At 37.4% G+C, this 16,465-nt stretch carries 12 protein-coding genes; 8 read left to right on the forward strand and 4 right to left on the reverse strand.

Features of this window, described 5'->3' with window-relative positions; genetic code table 11:
- The 3 genes from BCG07_RS10775 to BCG07_RS10785 form a co-directional block, all read left to right on the forward strand.
- Positions 1–1,062, forward strand: a 1,062-nt coding sequence (locus tag BCG07_RS10775) for a paraquat-inducible protein A (protein WP_286890087.1), incomplete at its 5' end; no start/stop codon positions are given.
- Positions 1,059–2,714 (forward strand): intermembrane transport protein PqiB, encoded by a 1,656-nt coding sequence (gene pqiB, locus BCG07_RS10780; RefSeq protein ID WP_286890088.1) that lies wholly within the window; start codon positions 1,059–1,061, stop codon positions 2,712–2,714. The genes BCG07_RS10775 and pqiB, both read left to right, overlap by 4 nt.
- On the forward strand, positions 2,714–3,322 hold the full coding sequence (locus tag BCG07_RS10785; RefSeq protein WP_286890090.1) for a PqiC family protein: 609 nt from the start codon (positions 2,714–2,716) through the stop codon (positions 3,320–3,322). Before pqiB ends, BCG07_RS10785 begins: the two co-directional genes overlap by 1 nt.
- A gap of 344 nt (positions 3,323–3,666) precedes the next feature.
- Here BCG07_RS10785 and BCG07_RS10790 read toward each other — a convergent pair whose 3' ends face one another.
- Positions 3,667–6,552, reverse strand: coding sequence for an insulinase family protein (locus BCG07_RS10790; RefSeq protein ID WP_286890092.1), 2,886 nt, complete (start codon positions 6,550–6,552; stop codon positions 3,667–3,669).
- A gap of 170 nt (positions 6,553–6,722) precedes the next feature.
- Between BCG07_RS10790 and BCG07_RS10795 the strand changes: the two genes are divergently transcribed.
- A complete protein-coding gene (locus BCG07_RS10795) occupies positions 6,723–7,139 on the forward strand; it encodes an MAPEG family protein (protein ID WP_006791688.1) in 417 nt (138 codons plus the stop codon).
- Positions 7,140–7,191: 52 nt separating this feature from the next.
- Here the strand turns inward: BCG07_RS10795 and BCG07_RS10800 are convergent, their stop codons facing one another.
- Positions 7,192–7,941 carry a peptidylprolyl isomerase gene (locus tag BCG07_RS10800; RefSeq protein ID WP_286890095.1) on the reverse strand — a complete coding sequence of 250 codons (750 nt, stop codon included), beginning with the start codon at positions 7,939–7,941 and terminating at the stop codon, positions 7,192–7,194.
- A gap of 221 nt (positions 7,942–8,162) precedes the next feature.
- Between BCG07_RS10800 and BCG07_RS10805 the strand changes: the two genes are divergently transcribed.
- Both BCG07_RS10805 and ushA read left to right on the forward strand, forming a co-directional pair.
- Positions 8,163–8,333 carry a hypothetical protein gene (locus BCG07_RS10805; protein ID WP_006791686.1) on the forward strand — a complete coding sequence of 57 codons (171 nt, stop codon included), beginning with the start codon at positions 8,163–8,165 and terminating at the stop codon, positions 8,331–8,333.
- A 92-nt stretch (positions 8,334–8,425) separates the two neighbouring features.
- Positions 8,426–10,051: a bifunctional UDP-sugar hydrolase/5'-nucleotidase UshA gene (gene ushA / locus BCG07_RS10810; protein ID WP_286890097.1), complete on the forward strand. Its 1,626-nt coding sequence runs from the start codon at positions 8,426–8,428 to the stop codon at positions 10,049–10,051.
- Positions 10,052–10,077: 26 nt separating this feature from the next.
- Here the strand turns inward: ushA and BCG07_RS10815 are convergent, their stop codons facing one another.
- Together BCG07_RS10815 and BCG07_RS10820 are read right to left on the reverse strand one after the other, a co-directional pair.
- Positions 10,078–11,022, reverse strand: a complete 945-nt coding sequence (locus BCG07_RS10815) for a hypothetical protein (RefSeq protein WP_286890099.1) — start codon at positions 11,020–11,022, stop codon at positions 10,078–10,080.
- On the reverse strand, positions 11,015–11,911 hold the full coding sequence (locus tag BCG07_RS10820; protein ID WP_286890101.1) for a type 2 periplasmic-binding domain-containing protein: 897 nt from the start codon (positions 11,909–11,911) through the stop codon (positions 11,015–11,017). The genes BCG07_RS10815 and BCG07_RS10820 overlap by 8 nt, the downstream gene beginning before the upstream one ends.
- Positions 11,912–12,130: 219 nt before the next feature.
- Between BCG07_RS10820 and BCG07_RS10825 the strand changes: the two genes are divergently transcribed.
- Positions 12,131–12,982 (forward strand): S1/P1 nuclease, encoded by an 852-nt coding sequence (locus BCG07_RS10825; protein ID WP_286890103.1) that lies wholly within the window; start codon positions 12,131–12,133, stop codon positions 12,980–12,982.
- Between the two features lie 303 nt (positions 12,983–13,285).
- Positions 13,286–16,456 (forward strand): TonB-dependent receptor, encoded by a 3,171-nt coding sequence (locus BCG07_RS10830; protein WP_286890105.1) that lies wholly within the window; start codon positions 13,286–13,288, stop codon positions 16,454–16,456.
- Positions 16,457–16,465 lie beyond the last annotated feature (9 nt).

A 16,465-nucleotide genomic window follows, 5' to 3' on the forward strand; every position in this document is an offset into this window, starting at 1 on the left:
AGTATGTTTTATCCTTTTTTATCCTTTAGTAGTAATGGTATAACCCAAACTATCACCCTCCCCGACGCAGCCCGAATATTATTCAATTACGATAGTGAATTGTTAGGCCTTTTTATTGATTTAAGCATTATTGCCTTACCAATGAGTTTATTAATTATTTTAATACCCCTTCATTTAGGTGTTTTAAAAACATTGCCACAAGGCATTGCGCGTAGGTTGCTTAAGTTTACTTTGGCACTTGAGCCATGGATTATGTCTGAGATATTTTTAATTGGTGTTTTAGTCAGCATGGTTAAAATTATGTCTTTGGCTGATATAAGCTTTGGGGCAAGTTTTTGGGCTTATGCTGGCTTTGTTATTTTATACATTGCCGCTTTAGTACACTTAAATCGTCCAAGGTTATGGGCTCAAATAAAACCAATAAAAGTGTTAGAAGGTGCCGAGCACGCTAAACGTGCTATTGATGAAAATATTAAAGCCTGTCATGTGTGTCATCAGCTTTGTACAGGTAAGATCTGCCAGCGATGCCACACCAAAACACATGTACGTAATCCTCATAGCGTTCAAAAAGCAACTGCTTGGCTCATCACATCTATTGTTTGCTATATACCAGCCAACGTATTGCCTATCATGAATACAACAAGCTTGGGTGATGAAACCCCGTCCACACTTATTGGTGGGGTTATTTTACTTTGGAAAAGTGGTTCTTACCCCATTGCAGGTATCATTTTTTTTGCGAGTGTTGTTGTTCCTTTAGCCAAAGCATTTGTACTAAGCTTTTTGTGTATTATGGTAACAAAACCTGCAAACAGGCATACAAAAAGTTACACTAGAATTTACCAACTCACTGAGTTTATTGGTAAATGGTCAATGATTGACGTTTTTGTTGTCGCCATTTTAGTGGCTTTAGTACAGCTAGGTAATTTAATGTCAGTTACACCAGGCTTAGGCATTGCATTTTTTACCGTTATGGTAATATGCCAAATGATGGCTGCTCATTCATTTGATCCACGCCTTTTATGGGATTCACCTAAAAATAAATCATCAGAGACTAAAACATGACCGAAACTGCCCAAGTAACAGATGAACCAAGAATCTCTGCTATCTGGATTATTCCAGCCATAGCGCTTTTTGTCGGCGTGTGGATGCTTTATCAATATCAAGCAAATAAAGGCCCAACTATATATATTGAGATGCCGCAAGCCGAGGGCATTATTGCGGGTAAAACAGAAATAAAAGTGCGCAGTGTAAAAATAGGGCAAATAGACAGCGTTCGTTTATCCGACTCCCAAGACAGTGTGATTGCACGGGCTCAAATAGATAAAAGCTATGAAGACTTACTTACCGACGACGCAAAAATATGGGTGGTAAAACCACGTATAGATGAAACCGGCATAAGTGGAATGAGTACTTTACTCTCTGGGGTATATTTAGAATTTGCACCGGGCGAAAGCAATACACTGAAAGAAAATTTCACCCTGCAAGAAGAACCTGCATTAATAGGCAAAGACGTGCAAGGTGGTCGCTTTAAACTACTTAGTTATAACGCAGAAGTACTTGATGTTAGTACCGGAATATTTTTTAAGAATTATAAAATTGGCCAAATAGAAACCGCCACATTTGATTGGGAAAACCAAGCAATGAAGTACGGTATATTTATAAAAGCGCCTTACCAAAACTTAATTACCAACAACTCGATTTTTTGGGTCAACGCTGGTATAGAAATTGATTTATCTGCTGATGGCATAAATATTAATACAGGCTCTTTAAGTAAGCTTTTAAAAGGCGGAATTTCAGTTGGCTTACCCGATAACCAAACACCGGGGGAAATAGCTAACGATGGCCACAATTTCTCACTTAGCCAAAGCTATAAAGAAGCACTAGAAGAACGCTTTTACGACTTTGACTATTACATAATAGATTTTGAACAATCAATTAGAGGCCTCAAACCCGGTGCCCCTGTTGAATATCGTGGTATTCGCATTGGTACAGTAGTTGAAGCGCCTGCAAACATAATTGTTAATGGTAAACCTGCTCACTTTAAAAGTGCAAACACGTCAGTACCTGTTCTTATAAAAATAGAGTACGGGCGTATTTATCACCACAGCGCAACAGCTAAAGACTTTTGGAAAGAAAGCTTAAAAGGCTGGATAGAAATTGGCATGCGCGCCTCTTTAAAGCCCGGAAATCTTTTAACTGGTGCAGTTTATGTTGATTTTGATATGTACCCCGATGCCCCAGAAGCGGAGTTTGAAAAACTGGGCCAGTATACCGTTTTTCCTAGTATATCGAGCGGAATTACCGTACTTGCCGACCAGGTTTCTGATGTATTAAACAAAGTTAATAATTTAAAAGTTGAAGAAAGCTTAGCCCAAATACAAGTTGCCTTTGCCGACTACCAATCTCTTGCAAATGAAATGCGCACACTATTAAATGAAAAAGATACTCAAAATTTACCCGGTGATATAAATCGTAACTTTGCAAAAATGACCAAAAGCATGGAGCAATTTGAAGTGACCATGCGACAATTTGATAAAACAATGGCGAGTTATCAGGCTGGATCTGAATTTCATCATCAATTACAACAAACACTGCGTGAATTTAAGCGCTTAAGTGAAGAAATACAACCTTTGACACGCGGCTTAAATGAACAACCAAACATGCTAATTTTTGACAAATCACTGCCCGCAGATCCAATACCAAGGAGGCAATAATGAAAACCCTATTAATCATAACAAGTTTGCTTTTAGTATTGTCGGGCTGTAGCTCAGCAATACAAAATGCGACTCAGTATTACCAATTTGAACAGCCTATTGATTCATCATCACGAAATGTTAGTGAAACCAACTCACAGTTGAGAGTACAAACAGTTGTTTTAAGAGGCGCATTAAACAACTTAGGCATAGCGATGAAAATTGATAATAATCAAATCCACGCTGCAAATTATCATTTATGGGGCGAGTCTCCTGACGTTATGCTTACTGCCACTGCCCAACAAACTTTATTTAAAAATATGCCCTCTTGGATGGTTATTAAAGGGCTACCTGTAATAACCGAGCTTGATCAGCAAACATTTTATGAGCTTGAGTACGAAATTCACCACTTTAATGGTGATATGCAAGGCAATGCTGATATCTCTGGACTATGGCGCTTATATTATACTCACCCAGAAACCGGCCGCCGCTTGATTAGTGTGCATAACTTCTCACGCCTAGTGCCCATAAAAGACGACGGCTACGACGGTTTAGTAGCCACGCTTGAGCAAACGTGGCTAAACATAAACTTAGATGTAGCCAAAGCAATAGAACAAGCACGACTTTAATAACCATATATATCAATGGCGGTTTTATCATCACTAATAACCGCCTTGCCTACCCTGTTAAAATCTAACTTTAATAATAGACACTAATAAACATTGTTATTATCTGTATCACCATTTGCAGCAACGCGTTTTTTTATTCAGACTTCACCATGCTTACAGCACTACGTTCTCGTTGTAACTTAATGAACTTTGGAGTTATGCAATTACCTTACACATTAATAGCAGCATCGCTGGCTGTTATGAGTTTTAAAGCATGAGATAAGTACTTTGTAGATATTGAAATAAATAAAAAACCCCAATGTATCAGTACATTGGGGTTTTATTTTTTGACTTATTTATCAATCTTATTTTTGTAACTTAATGCCATTGTAATAAGCGTCAAGTGTAGTGATTTTTGTTTGATTTGGTAAATCAGCAAAGTCACTTTCAATAAACTTAGTACCGCGCAGCTGCACATTTAAACGCGCTGCTTGTGGGTTTAGCATAGTTTGCTTGTAGTACTGTTTTATATCTGCAAGCGTTACTTTTTCTACTTCATTGATCAACTTTTGTTTTGAGTCAAAACTAAAGTTTTCTCGGTACCAATCATTAATTAAAGGACCCATTTCATCATTTAAGTTTTTAGGTTGCTCTTTAAGTGACACCAAAGTCGCATTTTTAAGCTGTAAAAATGTGTCTTCTGTCATGTTATCAAGCTCAACCGCGTACTCTTTTTTGAACTGGTCGAAGCGAGCTTGTACTTCTTTAGGCCCTTTTACAGGGGTTTGTATGAACAAACCAACAGCAGAATAATCTTCGATTGAGCTTGCAATAGCACCTACTGCATAAGCGAGTTGTTCTTCTGTTCGCATTTTGTCAAATGCGATTGTTCTAAAGTGATCGCGTAATACAGCAGCCTGAGCCTTTTGTTTGTAACCCGGTATTGGGTGAACGGTCATATCAACCACGGCAACATCGGCTACATCTATATCCTTTTGTAATACTAACGTTTCACCCGGTTGCGGCAACCACGCTTTACTACGAGCAAACTCGCTCACCGTATGATTTTTAGGTAAAACAGCTATGAGCTCGCCTGCTATTGATTCTATATCTTGCTGGTTATAATTACCGTAGCTAAATACACGCAAATCATTATTAGAAAATGTAGCTTGTTGTAACTTTGTTAAGTCAGCAACACGTAATGATTTTGCAGTTTTGATTAATTCATCGGTATCAAAGCTACCCGTACGAGTTAGCTTAGAGTAAGCACCAAAGGCTTGAGCATAAGGAAATTGCTTTTGTTGATTCAATAAGTCACGCGTGTAACGGTCAATAGCTTGCTCGAACGCTTGCGAAGTAGCCTTAACGTTTAATCCACTCAAAGCCTGTTTAAGCAATACATCTTGCTTATCAGTGAACCCATTAAGTGATAATACAAGCCCATTACTTGGTGCTAGTCTAACGCCCATACCCGCTACAGCAGCTTCAGTGCTTAATTGGCTTTGCTGAATGTTGTATAAATCTGCCCAAACAGAGTAAAGCACTTCAGCACTTATGTCGCTCAGACCCGGTTGTGTATTTATATAAACCTCAACGAGCCCTTTAGGTTGCTCAGCAAATTTTTGACTTGCTTGACGCCATACTTTTACACCCTGCTTATCGAAAACAAGCTCTGGGTGTTTTTGCTCTTTAAATTCAGCCGTTTTAATTGCAAAACTTTCAGGTAATAAGTTGTTCACACTAGGAAGCGCTAATTTAAACTCACTTGGCTTATTCCAGCTTGCTATTTCATCATCACTAATGTCATTTATGCGGTATTTGCCGTCGTAAAAGTATAATTGAGAGTCTGTTTCTTCTTGTTGTGAAATGTACCAAATACGTAGCGAATCTGCATTAAGCTGGTTTAGCACATTGTTAACAGCGTCGGCATCAAATTTTGCATAGTGGTAAGGTGCGTTAATCGTGTGATTAAGCGGGTAAACCTGCATGCTACCCGTAAGAGCACTTACATAGTTAAACTCGTCGCCCTTTTCTAAAAATGTAAATTGGTTATTAAGCGAGGTACGTATTTCGTTAAAGTACTTGCTATTAACCCCTTCTTTTTTTATTAAATCAATGTATTGCATAACCAGTGCAACAATTGCTTCGCGGTTTTGCATACCTAAATCAGTAAGCTCAATATCGACCGTTAAGGCACCATAGTTTGCATATTGTGTAGGAGAGGCTGATGCCCCTAGCTGCGAAACCCAGCCCTTATCTCTTAGTATTTGTGCTGGGCTACCCGGCATTTCATTGCTTAATAAATATGAAACAAAACGGTTAGGTTTAACAGCAAACTCATCACTGTTGTTGGTAATTGTAAAATCAAGTTTTAACTGTTTTACATCTTCATTTGGCGAGTAAAATACGCGTTTACCGCCCGCTTTATCAAAATCTAAATTAGCAGTAACACTTGGCTTTTCAATGTTTTTATTTTTAATGTCAGTGAAGTATTTTTGCGCTTTTTGTTCCATATCGGCTATTGGCAAATTAGAAATAAGTGCGACTTTCATAATATTTGAAGAATAATATTTATTGTAAAAATCAACGGTTTCTTGATGAAGCGAACTACCTTCTTTATCGCCTAGTGTTTCTAGGTTACCAATTAAAAAGCGATTAGCTGGATGCTCGCCCATCATTTTACGCGCTAATTTAAATTGGCCAAAGAAGTCCAGTTCGCGGCGCATAGACCACTCAGCATTCACTGCGTTTTTTTCTTTTTCTGTGTATTCTGGATATAACTTGGGGGCTTTAAAAAAGTCAGAAAAACGGTCGAGTCCTTCGTCAAACGCATCGTTGTTTATTTTGAACATGTAGTTTGTAATTTCGAGCCACGTGTAGGCGTTGTGCGCTCCGCCATTTTTGGTCATGAAATCTGAATACCCTTTTGTATCAGGGTAACGTTCTGTGCCTAAAAATAGCATATGCTCTAAGTAATGCGCCATACCCTGCTGAGACATAGGATCATGTAGTAAACCCACCCCCACACTTAGTGAAGCAGCAGATTTTTCTGCGCTTGGATCAGACACTAAAATAACCTCAATTTCGTTAGCAAGCTTTAGTGTTTTATATTCTCTATTATCATTTGGGCTAACCACTAAAGTGTCTGATAGTAACGAGGCTTGTGGCGAGGTTGCTACTGATGAAGATGTATTCGAGCAACCGCTGAGAACAGCGAGTGCGATGGCACTGAGACAAATAATTTTTTTCATTTTATTTCCATTAAAAGCATGATGCAAAAAAGGTTATGCTAATTCAAAAGCAGGTTTGATAATATAAACTAACACTTTGTACTGAATACTTTCTAGCAGTTAACGCTTTTTTGTGTAACACATTGTGAAAAATGTCTGCATACTGACTAAAACAATAACAAGGAACTACAATGGAAAAAATAATAATACTTGCCATGTTTGTGCAAGTCACCCTGTCTTTGGCTGTAATGATTATTATGGGGAGAAGACGCTTTGCAGCAGCTAAAAATAAACAGTTAAACTTAAACGACTTTGCAACGATGCGATTAGATAACGCAGGTGACCATGTAAGGGTTGCGGATAGAAACTTTACTAACCAGTTTGAAATACCCGTTTTATTTTACGCCGGTTGCTTGTTAGCTTTGCAATTAAACAGTGCAAGCGTTGTGGTTGCAATTTTGGCCTGCGTATTTGTAATAACACGCATATTACATAGCATTATTCATTTAGGATCAAATAACGTAAGAGCTCGATTTAACGTGTTTTTAATTGGCTGCGTGTCTGTATTTGCGATGTGGCTTGCGATGATTTGGCGGCTATTTATTTAATATAGGGCGCAGCTATATAATAGCTGCGCTGTTTATATTGCTCTGAATGAGGTTACTTCTTCTTTTTAAGGCGTGGAACAGCTAGTAAAAAAGCACTCAGTAACCATATTAGTGCTCCACCCGAGCTACCATCTGAGCTACCAGAGTTATCCGCGTCAATCAGTGTATTTTCAACAACGGTCAATCCGGCTGCCGAATTAGGATCGTCATCTAATACTGTAACGCTTTGGATTGTTACTAAATTAGCACTACTAATAGACACATCACTGCTCGCACATTGCTCTGTTGTTATATCGACTACTGGTGTTTCACCGCAATGAACAAGGGCCGCAATTTTATCAAGCGTTTCCTGACTTTCTGCTGTGATTTGTCCAAACACTGTAAACCCACCATTTTGCGTATCAAGTGCCGCACCTCCCCCACTATTATTAGCCATATTAAAAAACCACTGGCTAGTAGCACTATTAGGGTTGCCCCCTAACTTAGCCATGGCAATAGTACCTTTAACATTAGAAAATACAGGTTCATTGATAACAGCAGGTTTAGTTGTTATTGGGTCAAGTGTGTCTGAAAATGTAAAACCACCGCCTTGAATTACAAAATTGTCTATTGAACGATGAATAACTGTTTCATTGTATGAGTCATCTTGCACATAACTTAAAAAGTTTTCTACGGTTTTTGGTGTTTGCTGGTCAAATAAATTAATCTCAATTGTGCCTTGGCTAGTTTGCATTTCGACTATGGTTGCATGGCTAGCAAAGCTTAATGAAGCGAGCAATGAACACAGTAAACGTTTTTTCATGTTAGTTCCTATTATTATAGTTATTTAAAAATAAGTTTTGTTTAGGTTAATGCTACACACTAAGAAAATCGATAGCATTAAGATAGTTGATACAAATTAGACCGTTCTGGTAACATTTCAATTACACAATATTGATTTATATTTTCTATGAATATGTAAACCGAGTAAATGTTTAACTTTGCTCATTGCTAATTATTAAATAACAGAGATAACGGATACACATGACACACACACCACACACAATTTGCGACTTTGGCCTACACAAAGGCGAAGCATACACCAAACTCCCAGCAAGCTTTTTAAATTGGATGGTTGCTACAAAACACGAAAAGTCACATTACGCTAGCCAAGAACTCAAACGCAGGGAAAATGCGGCTACGAGTCGTAATTAGCCAAAAATATAAATATCTGCCTTTTTTATATTTCAAACTAGTTTAAACTAGCCACCTACAACATTAAGTACAACTTAATACACAGGTATTTTATGCGCATAATTTTTATTTTTTCGATCATTTTGGGTGTACTGGGATGCACATCTGCCACAACTAATGAAAAAACATCTTCTACACAATACTTAACCGTTCTTCATACTAACGATAATCATGGTCGCTTTTGGCATAACGAAAAAGGCGAATACGGTATGGCTGCTCGCAAAACACTACTGGATCAATTACGTAGTGAAGCGAAAATAAAAGGTCATGCCGTTTTACTGCTATCAGGTGGCGACATAAATACAGGTATACCAGAATCTGATTTACAGCATGCAGAGCCTGACTTTAAAGGGATGTCTTTACTCGGCTACGATGCAATGGCATTAGGTAATCATGAATTTGATAACCCACTTAGTGTTTTAGCCAAGCAACAAAACTGGGCTAATTTCCCTCTCTTATCGGCTAATATAGTGGAAAAGTCGTCAGGTAAGAACGCTTTTGACGCCTATAAAATATTTGAAAAAAATGGCTTAACTATTGCTGTGATTGGTTTAACTACAACCGATACAGCAAAAATAGGAAACCCTCAGTACATTGGCCACTTAGAATTTAAAGACCCTGTTCCTGTAACAGCCAACCTAGCTAAAGAGATAAAAGCAAAATACAACCCAGACATTACTATTGCTGTTACTCACATGGGTCATTTTATTGATGCTAAACATGGCATAAACGCACCGGGCGATGTAACACTTGCTCGCTCATTGCCTGCTAATACGCTTGATATGATCATAGGTGGCCACTCACAAGAGCCTGTGTGTATGGCATCAGAAAATGTAAACGATGATAGTTTTAAACCTGGCTTAGCTTGTAATCCTGATCAGCAAAATGGCACGTGGATAATGCAAGCCCACGAGTGGGGAAAGTACGTTGGTAAGGCTGAGTTCAAATTAGAAAATGGTGAATTGAGCCTACTTGATTATAAATTAATGCCAGTTAATTTATATGTAGAAAAAACACAAGCTGACGGCACATTAAAAGAGGTACTTGCGAACGAATATATTAAGCCAGACCCGTCATTAAAAGCGTTTTTAGCTAAATACCAAGCGATTGGTGCTAAACAAATTGAGGGGACTATTGGCTCTGTTGATGCAAGATTAGAAGGTGATAGAAACAAAGTACGCTATCAACAAACAAACCTTGCTCGCGTTATCATCCAAGCACAAATGAATGTAGTAGGTGCAGATTTTGGGTTGATCAGTGGCGGTGGTATTCGCAGCTCAATAGATGCTGGTGAAATAAGCTATAAAGACATATTAAAAGTTCACCCTTTTAAAAACCGTATAACGTATATGGATTGGCAAGGTGCTGAACTATGGGACTACTTAAATACAGTAACAAGCTTCCCGGCAGACGCTGGTGCTTACTTGCAATATCACAAGCTTTCGTTTGAACGCAAAAATGGTAAGCTTATAAACGTATTTATTGACGGTAAACCGTTCGATAAAAGTAAAACATACCGCATGAGTTTAAATAGCTATAACGCATCGGGCGGTGATGGTTACCCAACTATAAATACGCTAGAGGGTTTTGTTAGCACTGACGAAACTGACGCCCAAGCACTTAAAACATTTATATCGCAACATAGTCCAATAAAAGCGGCTGAGTTTGCTCCTAAATAAACACAGTTGATAATAGGGAGGTGATATTACTTCCCTATTATTTCAATATTTCCCTTTGCAATATTTATGAGCCCGTAGCTGTGCAGACGAGAGCGAGAGCCTTCTCCATATGCTTTTGGAGGGTAATAAATTTCTTTTTCTTCAGGATATTCATTCAAAACGTCGTCAAGCGAAGCCCTTATTTCACTCAACGTTTTTTCAAGGCTATTATTGAAGTTTGGTCGCTTCCTTATCGTATGCCCTAGCTCTGTTAATCGGGAAAAATACTTGTTGGCAAGTTCAATAAGCTCATCGGGTACATTTTTATTATGATTTAAAATGACATCACTATTAGCTGAACAATATTCAACAAGGGCTAGGTAAAAACACAATGGTTTATTAGCTAATTGAACGCTGTGCTCTTTATTATAACTATGTGAAAGTGTTTTATTGCGTAAATCAATTATGACCGCCAAAGGCATTGGCATTGATGCAGCAGAGTTAATACTCTTGTTTAAGCTTACATTGTTTTTCTTACTGTCTACCACTTTTAACCACACAGCAACAAAGAGACTGATAAGTAAAAAAAACAAAAAAAAGATTTTATTACTAGGTGTCAAGTAATGCTCATCTACACTAAAAATAATATTCACAGGGCCTTCACTCGTCGCTAAGCTACTGATAAATTGCTTTGCCTTTAAATCGCTGTGAGCAATCTCGCCTGTACTAATATCGATGACACGCAAGTTACTCATTCTTAGATAACTATTTAGTGAGTCAATATAGCCAACTAAAGCATCTTTATTACCTGCATGCTTATACAGTTCATTTGGCAAATCGAGTAATGGTAAATCTAGTGCAATTTGTTTTTCAATTTGGACCTTTTGCTGCTCGCTAACACGCTCTGTTTTATTAATCATAGATATATAAAACACTAAAGAAAGCATTAAAAAAACACACGAAGACACTGCAGAAAATTTAAGCCTACTCATTATTTTCACCTACCTTAAAAACAGCTGTATTATTCTCACATTGCCAAAAGGGCGAAACATTTTGATAATAATGAAGTTCTTGGTCTTTAGACATAGCCATTAGGTGTTCTTGTACAGCACATAACAAATCTGTGTTGTTTTGTTGCATTTTCAAGTACCAACGTGTGCCTGTTATGTTATTGCTTAATGGGGTGATATAGTTTTTCGAGAAACGGTCTTTATCGTTTTCTTTCCAAAACGACGCAATAATATCTACTTTACCGTTGGCTAATAAATCTCGTAGTTCATTATGAGAACTTGCGTACAAAATATTTAAATTTGCAATATTTATATCGAGATCTTTAAAGACCTGTTTTGGAAGAATATGGCCAGAGCGACTTGTTGGGTAATCAAGCAGTCCTATTTTTTTGTCTAAAAAATAAGACTTTGAAATAATTGGCTTTTCTTTTGAAGATATAAAAAATGCAGTGTAATCAGAAAAACCAACAACGGGCATATAATCATAGGTAGATTCAGCTTTAAAAGCCGCCATAATGTTGTTTTTTGCGAGTATAAGGTCTGCAATCCCTTTACCTACAAACTCTAAACTGTCTGATGTTTTATACCCCCAATACCCTACAACTACTCCGTACTGTTTAGCAACGACATTATCATCACACAACTTCTGAGTAAGTTGCACTGCAATATTTTTAGAGGGTGTAAATACAATAAGCTCATTATCGTTTGCGGTCGCTGTTGTACGACATGTTGTTGATGTTTCAATAAGTACAGGAAAAGCGAGTTCATCGTCATTTACAATTAATTGACCACACACCCAAGCAAAAACTATTACTATAAACAAAAATGTAACAATTGAAGTTTTTTGCAATACCGTATTTTTAATATTCAAGCTAAAGACATCCTAAAATACATTACTTATTCATTTGAACAATTTTAATTACTTATTACAACAAGTAATTTTACCTATAGATACTAAGGCACTGATTTATAATGAATATGAATAAGAAATTATGAATTTTATTGAGTCCTTCCTAATTTCAACAAAAGTAAGGACAATTGACCTTATTACAACGCAGCAACACCAGTCCAAATTAATTAGGGAACCTTAATGCGTATCAATGTAAAATATTCGATAACGTCAGCGCTTTTAATAGGTGCCATTTTTACAAGTAGCGATTCACTTGCTTGGGGCCAAAACGGTCACCGGGTTGTAGGTAAAATTGCTGAATCTCATATAACAGACACCACAAAGTCAGCTATTAAACCATTCTTAGCGGGTGAATCACTTGCACAGGTTTCAACTTGGCCTGACGAGATGCGCTCAAACCCGGGGAAATTTTGGCAAAAGCAATCTTCTCGTTGGCACTACATTAACGCCTCACCTAACAAGTCCTTCAAAATCAATCACGACCATACAAACAACAAAGAGTCGGTTAGCAATATTCTTGAAGGCATCCACTATTCTATAAAAACACTCAAAGATAAAAACAGCAGCCTAGATGCAAAGCAATTTAGTTTACGTTTTTTAGTTCACTTGGTTGGTGATAGCCATCAACCCTTCCATGCAGGAAGAAGCGAAGATAGAGGCGGAAACCGTATTAAAGTGTCGTTTTTTGGTCAAGATACAAACTTACACAGCTTGTGGGATACTAAATTAGTTGAAAACGAAAACTTATCATTTACTGAGTACGCGCAGTTTATAAATACTAATAACAGTGAACTAATTGCAGAATATTTAGAAAGTACACCAACTACTTGGATTGAAGAATCTCATAATTTAGCAAATGCACTTTATAAATCTACAAATGAAGAAGTTGGCTACAGCTATGTTTATAAAAATACACCTATCGTAAAAACACGTCTGCTACAAGCAGGTGTTCGATTGGCTGGTTTGTTAAACGCACTGTTTGACCCTTCAGCTAAAGAGCTAGAAACAGCGTTAAAAAAAGTATCTATGTAATTTTTGACACATAAAACCTACACACGGGGATTTTTTGTAAAAGCTTGTTTTACATTTCACAAGTTTGTCATAAAACATCGGTAGTATGAGTTCGCTAATAGAGTGATTACTCAAAAAAAGGTAAAAAATAGTCAAAATTTGTACTATTTATTAAAAAAACATTGCAGTTGTATTTTATTTGTAACAAACAATTGGGGTACAATAGCGATGGTTTTTAAAATATAAACCTGCATTTAGTTTATTTTTTGAAAACCAAAAAATAAAAATATAAAAATTTAATTATTAACTACACGGGAAAATTAAATGAAAACTCAAATACGCAAAACGGCCCTATCACTTGCTATCGCAGCATGTGTTGGTGTTAGTGGCGCTGCATTCGCTAGTGACACAACCTCGTCGGTAAAAGGTCAAATTTTTGGCCCGAATGGTAATCCAGCAGCGAATACTAAACTTATACTTGTTCACGAACCTACAGGCACACGCAGAGTTGTTACAACTAATGACACTGGTACTTACAATGCAACAGGCCTTCGTGTTGGTGGCCCTTACAAAATAACAATCGATTCTGATGTGTATCGTGATGTCCAAATCGAAGATGTCTACCTTTCTTTAGGCGAAACAAGACAAATAGATCAACAGCTTTCCAGTACTGCTATGGAGTCTATTGTTGTAACTGGATCGCCTGTAATATTTAACTCATCAGCAAATGATTCGTACTTCGGCCAAGAGGCAATAACAACTACTCCTAGTATCGGTCGTGACATTAAAGATATTGTAAGAAATAATCCTTTGGTTGTAATCCAGCCAGGTAGCGAAAGTTCAATGACGATAGCTGGTTCAAATCCTCGAACTAACTCAATCACAATTGACGGTATACCACTTAATGACGACTTTGGCCTAAACGGAAACGGTTACCCTACACAACGTAATCCTTTCCCTCTAGACGCTTTAGATCAGGTGTCAGTCTCTGTTGCTCCAATTAACGCTAAGTCAAGCGGCTTTACTGGCGGTAATGTGGACGCAGTATTTAAGTCGGGTACTAACGAGTTACATGGTAGTGTGTTTTATGAAAAATTAAGTAGCGATTGGGCTGGCACCCCAAAAGATTCAAGCGGTAATGACCTTGAGCTTGATTTTGAAGAGAAGAACTACGGAGCATCTTTTGGTGCACCTATCATCAAAGATAAATTATTCTTCTTTGGTGCCTATGAAAAGTTTGAATCTCCACAGCAACTTGAATATGGTGTTGGCGGTTCTAGTGTTGGTACTAACAAAACAACTGTAACTACTGCTGATTTAGAAGCAGTTAGAGCAATTGCAAATAATGTATACGGCGTAAGTGACATCGGTGAATCAGACGTTCAACCTCAATTAAACGATGAAAAATACATTGCTAAAATTGACTTAAACATTAATGATTTTCACCGTGCTAACTTTGTTTACATGCACAGCGAAGGTAACAGTACTCGTAATATGACGAGTAGTAATAGAGAACTAAGATTAAGCAGCCACTGGTACAACAACCTGCAAAAACTTGATAACTATAGCTCAACTTTATATTCTGATTGGACTGACGAATTTTCAACACAAATTAGCGTAACTAAAAAATCAGTTAGCACTGGTGCAATATCTTTAGGTAGCGACTCTAATTTAGGTGATATCACAGTTCAAAACTTAGACGTTGATGGTGATGGAGAAGATGGTTCAATTGCTTTTGGTTCAGATGAATTTCGCCATTCTAACTCATTAGCGAATGACCTTTTTAGTGTTCAGTTTGATGGTACATATTTACTAGATGAACACACAATTGAATTTGGTGTTAAATACGACGTTTTAGATATTGAAAACCAATTTTTACCTGCTTCTAAAGGTGTTATTGCATTTGCTAGCTTAGAAGATTTTGAAAACCAAATCGCTTCAAGATACAAATATGAAAATGGCAGTGGTAACAACCCTTCAGCTGTAATAGCAAAGTTTTCTCGTAAAGATATTGCCTTTTACATTAATGATACATGGGATTATAGCGACGACTTAATCTTATCTGCCGGCTTGCGTTATGAACGCTTAGGATCTGATGACGAGCCTAATTATAACGAAGGGCTAGAGACTCGAACTGGTTTTAGTAATACTAATAATCTAGACGGCGTAGACATACTTTTACCTCGTGTGGGATTTACTTATACCTTAAATGACGATGTTACTCTTCGAGGTAGTGCTGGTCGTTATGCCGGTGGTAACCCAAATGTATGGATATCTAATTCATACTCAAATGATGGTATTAGCAAGCAATCTTTTGCACCAAGAGATCCCATATCTATCCCTTCTACAGCCTTAAACACTCCAATACCTGAAGCAATAGATGCTGTAAATTCAGGTACACGTGGTTCTACATCAAACTTTATTGATCCCAATTTTGAAATTCCTTCACAATGGACTTTCATGCTAAATAGTGATGTAAATTTAGATATTCCATACATTGGAGAAGGTTTCGCTTGGACTACAACTGCTATTTACACCAAGAAAGAAAATACTGCTGAGTGGATAAATGCTGCACTATTACAAGATGGTGATGTTGTAGGTTCAACAATTGATGGTGCCCTACCGTTTTATGACACGCGTGAACTAGAAATAATGCTTACAAACGCTGATGATAATGGACGTTCTATTATTCTTAGTACAGGTATTTCAAAGTCTTGGGAGAATGGCTTTAAGTTTGATGCATCATATACAAATCAGGATATAACCGACGGAAATCCAGGTAGCTCATCAACAGCACGCAGTAATTATCGTTTTGGTCATTTCGGAGACCATCAGCAAACTCAAGTTGGTGTTTCACCATACGAAACTGAACACAGATTTGTTGTTAATCTAGGTTACACTGCTGAATTCATTGAAAATTATAAAACTAAATTCAATTTATTCATTGAGCGCAATTCTGGTTCTGCTTACAGCCAACTATCTAGTTTAGAGAATCTAACTGGTGGACGCTTCTTTAACCAAGATCTAATCCAACCTTCTGGTTTTGGTTCAACATTTGGTGGCAACTACTTAGCATACGTACCTACAGCTAACGATCCTAATGTAATCTATGCTGACGGGGTTAGTGAAGCTGATGTTTTAGCTCATTTTGAAGAGCTTGGTCTATCAGGTTCTGCTGGTGGGTTCGCTGAAAGAAGTCAGGGCAAAACACCTTGGGTAACGACCATGGATTTATACGTTTCTCAAGAAATACCTGGTTTCGCTGATGACCACCGTGGCGAATTTTACTTTGTTGTTGATAATTTATTAAATCTTATCGACTCATCAAAAGGTAAAGTTTACCGTCAGGATAACAACTCTAGAAGTGTTATTGAACTAGATATTGATGAAGCTACTGGTAAGTACATCATTGGTAACCCTATAAATGATGATTTTACTTTTGAAGCTGAAGATTCAACATACAAAATAAAATTAGGTGTACGTTACACTTTCTAATCTAAATTG

The organism is Pseudoalteromonas sp. ESRF-bin5 (assembly GCF_002632075.1).
Taxonomy (GTDB): Bacteria; Pseudomonadota; Gammaproteobacteria; order Enterobacterales; family Alteromonadaceae; genus Pseudoalteromonas; species Pseudoalteromonas marina.

What these genes read in the sequence shown, in the direction of transcription:
- pqiB (WP_286890088.1), top strand. Translation starts at nt 1,059, where the DNA reads ATGACCGAAACTGCCCAAGTAACAGATGAACCAAGAATCTCTGCTATC.
- BCG07_RS10785 (WP_286890090.1), top strand. Translation starts at nt 2,714, where the DNA reads ATGAAAACCCTATTAATCATAACAAGTTTGCTTTTAGTATTGTCGGGC.
- BCG07_RS10790 (WP_286890092.1), bottom strand. Translation starts at nt 6,552, where the DNA reads ATGAAAAAAATTATTTGTCTCAGTGCCATCGCACTCGCTGTTCTCAGC.
- BCG07_RS10795 (WP_006791688.1), top strand. Translation starts at nt 6,723, where the DNA reads ATGGAAAAAATAATAATACTTGCCATGTTTGTGCAAGTCACCCTGTCT.
- BCG07_RS10800 (WP_286890095.1), bottom strand. Translation starts at nt 7,941, where the DNA reads ATGAAAAAACGTTTACTGTGTTCATTGCTCGCTTCATTAAGCTTTGCT.
- BCG07_RS10805 (WP_006791686.1), top strand. Translation starts at nt 8,163, where the DNA reads ATGACACACACACCACACACAATTTGCGACTTTGGCCTACACAAAGGC.
- ushA (WP_286890097.1), top strand. Translation starts at nt 8,426, where the DNA reads ATGCGCATAATTTTTATTTTTTCGATCATTTTGGGTGTACTGGGATGC.
- BCG07_RS10815 (WP_286890099.1), bottom strand. Translation starts at nt 11,022, where the DNA reads ATGAGTAGGCTTAAATTTTCTGCAGTGTCTTCGTGTGTTTTTTTAATG.
- BCG07_RS10825 (WP_286890103.1), top strand. Translation starts at nt 12,131, where the DNA reads ATGCGTATCAATGTAAAATATTCGATAACGTCAGCGCTTTTAATAGGT.
- BCG07_RS10830 (WP_286890105.1), top strand. Translation starts at nt 13,286, where the DNA reads ATGAAAACTCAAATACGCAAAACGGCCCTATCACTTGCTATCGCAGCA.